At 34.0% G+C, this 4458-nt stretch carries 3 protein-coding genes and 1 pseudogene; all 4 read right to left on the bottom strand.

Annotation, left to right across the window (positions count from 1 at the left end; translation table 11 throughout):
- Positions 1 to 812: FAD-dependent oxidoreductase (locus tag WBF61_RS04455; RefSeq protein ID WP_424254285.1), on the bottom strand; the 812-nt coding region annotated here is incomplete at its 3' end.
- A 27-nt stretch (positions 813 to 839) separates the two neighbouring features.
- On the bottom strand, positions 840 to 2348 hold the full coding sequence (glpK, locus tag WBF61_RS04460) for a glycerol kinase GlpK (protein WP_424254287.1): 1509 nt from the start codon (positions 2346 to 2348) through the stop codon (positions 840 to 842).
- A 337-nt stretch (positions 2349 to 2685) separates the two neighbouring features.
- Positions 2686 to 4152, bottom strand: coding sequence for a helix-turn-helix domain-containing protein (locus WBF61_RS04465; protein ID WP_424254288.1), 1467 nt, complete (start codon positions 4150 to 4152; stop codon positions 2686 to 2688).
- 9 nt (positions 4153 to 4161) lie between these two features.
- A pseudogene (locus WBF61_RS04470) lies at positions 4162 to 4458 on the bottom strand (oxidoreductase); the annotation flags it as partial.

Raw genomic sequence — 4458 nt, forward strand, 5'->3', positions numbered from 1 at the left:
GGAACCGTTAGCCTACTACTATTGACAACTAAATGAACCCCTTTTGTTGGTCTAATTTGTGGTACAAAATCTTTCGATGTATCCAATTGACGAACTTTATCAACCCAAGGTCCACTTGTATTGATGATTAAATTAGCTTTAATGTCAAACCGCTCACCGGTTACTACGTCTTCAGCTTTGACGCCTTCAACTTTTCCTTCTTGATTATAAATGAACCCAACAGCTTTTACTCGACTAAGCATGTATCCACCGTCAGCTGCTGCTTGTTTGATATTCTCAATTACCAAGCGTGCATCATTGTTTTTAAAATCAAGATAAACGCCACCACCAAGTAACCCATCTTTTCTCAAGTGAGGTTCTCTTTTTAATACTTCATCTGCTGATAACGTGTAGTTTGCGTACTTGCTACCGGTAACATTCGCTAACCGGTCATACAAATCCATCGCAACTTTAACAGAAAACATATTAAAAGTAGAACTTGCTTCATTATAAATAGGCAACAACATTGGAGCAGGTTTTGGAATATGTGGTGCAATACCTTGAACAACAGCTCTCTCAGTTACGGTGTCCGCTACAACTTCAACATCGAAGTTTTTCAAGTAGCGAATTCCACCATGAACCAATTTTGTAGATCGAGAAGAGGTGCCTTCTGAGAAATCTTGCATTTCTATCAAAGCCGTCTGCATACCAGCTGCGCTCGCTTGGAGCGCAACACCAGCACCTGTAATCCCACCACCGATAATTAGCACATCTAATTGTTTCGTTTTTAATTGTTCTATTGTTTTTTCTCTTGTTTCATTTGAAAAAGTCATATTATCATTTCCCCCTTTTGCCTATCGTTAGTTTGAGGTAGGCTTGAACGCTTGTGTTGCAGCAACAGCTTGTTTCCAACCGCTGTATAACTCTTCACGTTTTTCTTCTGGCATAGATGGTTCAAATGCTTCTCCAGCTTCATAAAACTCTTTCAACTCGTCTAAATCTTTCCAGAATCCAACAGCTAGGCCTGCTAAAAATGCTGCGCCCAATGCCGTTGTTTCTAAATCACGAGGTCTTTGAACAGAAGAGTTTAAAATATCTGCTTGGAATTGCAATAAATAATCATTGTGTGCTGCTCCACCATCAACTTTTAGTAAAGGAATATCGATTCCAGTATCTTCTTTCATTGTATCGATAACGTCTCTTACTTGATAAGCAATCGATTGTAATGTTGCTTTAACAAAGTCTGCTCTTGTTGTTCCACGAGTAATTCCAAAGATAGCTCCACGTGCTTTGGAATCCCAGTAAGGTGCTCCTAAACCAGTAAAAGCAGGCACTACAAACAGTTCATCATCACTTGTTGAGTCCATTGCAATTTTCTCTGTATCGCCAGCGTTGTCGATAATCTTCAGCCCATCTCTTAACCACTGGATAGCAGAACCTGTCACAAAGACACTTCCTTCAATAGCGTAATAAACTTTTCCATTTATTCCATAACCAATCGTTGTCAGCAAATTATTTTTAGATAGCGTTGGTTTTTCACCAGTATTCATCACAATAAATGAACCTGTACCATAGGTATTTTTGACCATTCCAGGTTCGTACGCCATTTGTCCAAACAACGCTGCTTGTTGATCTCCAGCCATTCCTGAGATTGGAACTTCTCCGCCGTAAAAGTGGAAACTACGCGTGTGTCCATATACTTCAGAGTTAGAACAAGCTTTTGGCAACATAACTTTGGGAATATTCAATAAATCTAGAATTTCTTGATCCCACTCTAAATCATGAATATTGAACATCATTGTTCTACTTGCATTTGAGTAATCGGTTACGTGTGAACCACCGTCTGTTAACTTCCATACTAACCAGCTATCGATTGTTCCAAATAATAACTCACCTTTTTCAGCACGCTCTTGTGCACCATCTACATGGTCTAGAATCCAGCGAACTTTTGTTGCAGAGAAGTAAGCATCAATAATTAAACCTGTTTTTTTATGGAAAAAGTCTGCATAACCATCTTCTTTTAGTTGATCAGCAATTCCAGAAGACTGGCGAGACTGCCATACGACAGCATTGTAAATTGGCAATCCTGTTTTCTTATCCCAAATGACAGTCGTTTCACGTTGGTTTGTGATCCCAATACCTGCAATCTCAGTTGGTCGAATACCTGATTCGATAAATGCTCCAGCAATAACGGACTGAACAGAGTTCCAAATTTCATTAGCGTTGTGTTCTACCCAACCATCATTTGGAAAGAATTGTGTAAATTCTTTTTGTGAACTTCCTACATTTCTTCCGTTCTTATCATAAATAATTGCTCTTGAACTCGTTGTACCTTGGTCAATCGACATAATGTATTTTTGTTCTATCATTTTAATAACCTCCTGTTTTTTGAAAGCGTATTCTTTTCTATGTACCTATAATAATCTGTTTCCTTCTCAAAATACTCCCAAGTTTTTTCATTTATTTTTATTTTTCTGGAAGTTTTTCCGAAGAAACCAGATACACCAACGTTTAAGGTAATCATAAAAAATTATAAACTTTGTAATGAATCTGCTTTTTTATCTCTTTCTTTTAAAAAATAACGTTTTATTGCCGGTAAAGTCCATACAATTCTAGTTGAATGGACTTTTTAAAGAGTACTATTGTATCTATCGGCTTGTTTATAAAAATTCAATGTGAGTACATTTAAACTTATCTACTTTAACTTTATATTTTCAATTTATTGATGCGAGATTTAATTTGAATCATGTCAAATTGCGAATAAAATTCTGAAATAATATAAATTTCTGTTGCTCTTATATAGTAATTTGATGAAAAATTAGTTGTTATGACTAAATCATAAGTGTGATTTTCTCGATATTCTTCAACAGTTATGCCAATAATATTTTTCAAATTTAACAGTAACGTTTGTGTCAAAAATTCCGCATGCATATCCATTAAATTTAAGTCAATTCCTATTAATAACTCTTTTGAAATATTAAAATCAACAATAGATAAAGCCGTTGAATATTCTAACAAAGTCAGTCTTTGCAGAGAATCTATTGGAGAATTTATTTTCCCAACCGTTTCTAATGCGGTACTTAATAATTGTCTAGATAATTTTTCTAAATTTTTCCCCCAAACTTCACTTTCTTTTGCTGTGAAGTCTGACGAATCATTCATTTCTAGTGCACCTTCAAAAAAATACAGTGTTCCGTTAATTTGTGAAAGGTAAAAAGTGATTTTTCTTTCTAATGCAATGGTTGGTTTAGTTGGAAGATAATACAATAAAATTGTTTCTCTTAAAAGTGTGTCTACTAAAGCTGTTGGCGTTCTACGACTTCTAACCAAATCATAATTAATGAAATCTTTCTCTGATAAAATCGATTGAGACGTTAAGAATATAAAATGAATCATACTTTCTTCTTCTTCTACCTCTATAGAATAGCGACTAGAATATAGAAGGATTAATTGTCTAACTTGTTTGTATAAATGATCATTTTTATAGGGTTTCATTTTTTGTAGTATAGTCTTGTGAATTTTTTTAGTCACAGCTGTTCGTTTTTTGCTAATAGCAAACCACAAGCTTACACGCATTCTACTAAAAGAACTAAATTTAATGTCTAACTCTTTTTCAAACCCATTAATTAAATTTTGATTTTGGCTCGTTAATATAGCCTGTTGGAATTCTTCATACGGTGTTAAAAACCAATACACTTGAAAATAAAAGTAGCGGATTTGCAATTCTTCGCCTTGTAGTTGCCCATTTTTTATTTGGATAGAGAACTCTTTAAGTAAAACGTTGAGTTCTTTTATTTTTCGAAACAAAGAAGATTCGCTAATAGAAAGGTCACTAATAATCTTTACTACTGTAAATTCTTGATGATTAAAAATATAATCAATTAACTGGTACTTCAACGATTGCTTAACATAACCGGCATACACGGTTTCAATTGAAAAGTGATTACTTAAAAATAATTCTACCCATGAACCATCTAACTCAACTCGACAATCTACATGATAGTCTTGTAAATGATCGTTGATTTCTTCTAAATAATTTTCTAATGAAGCTTTAGATACTTTACTATCTTTGCGCAAATTTTCGTAAGATATTTTCCCTCCTTCTTTTATTATTTTTTTTAAAATTGTCAGTTGAATGGCTTCTTTTTTTTCTAAAAAATCTTCAATTTTCATCCTATCTACCTAATCTTTCATCAAGCCAAGTTGATTGGTTATATCATAAACGGCACTCCATGAAGCATGGAAAAAATAATCTTTTTGAGCTAATTCAGTAACGGTCATTCCCATTTGAATACTTAATGATAACGTGTTTATTTTTTCTAATATATCTGCTTTTGAAATTAATTGTGCACCTAATATTTTTCCTGAGACAGCATTATAAACTAATTTGCCATGAATGGAGTCTTGCTTATTAAATAAAGAGGCTGGTTGAGTAACATGATTAACCGCTATTTCTTCATCAAAAAAGATACTTTCTGT

Origin of the sequence: Carnobacterium sp. (assembly GCF_049673005.1) — a bacterium.
Classification (GTDB): Bacteria; Bacillota; Bacilli; order Lactobacillales; family Carnobacteriaceae; genus Carnobacterium_A.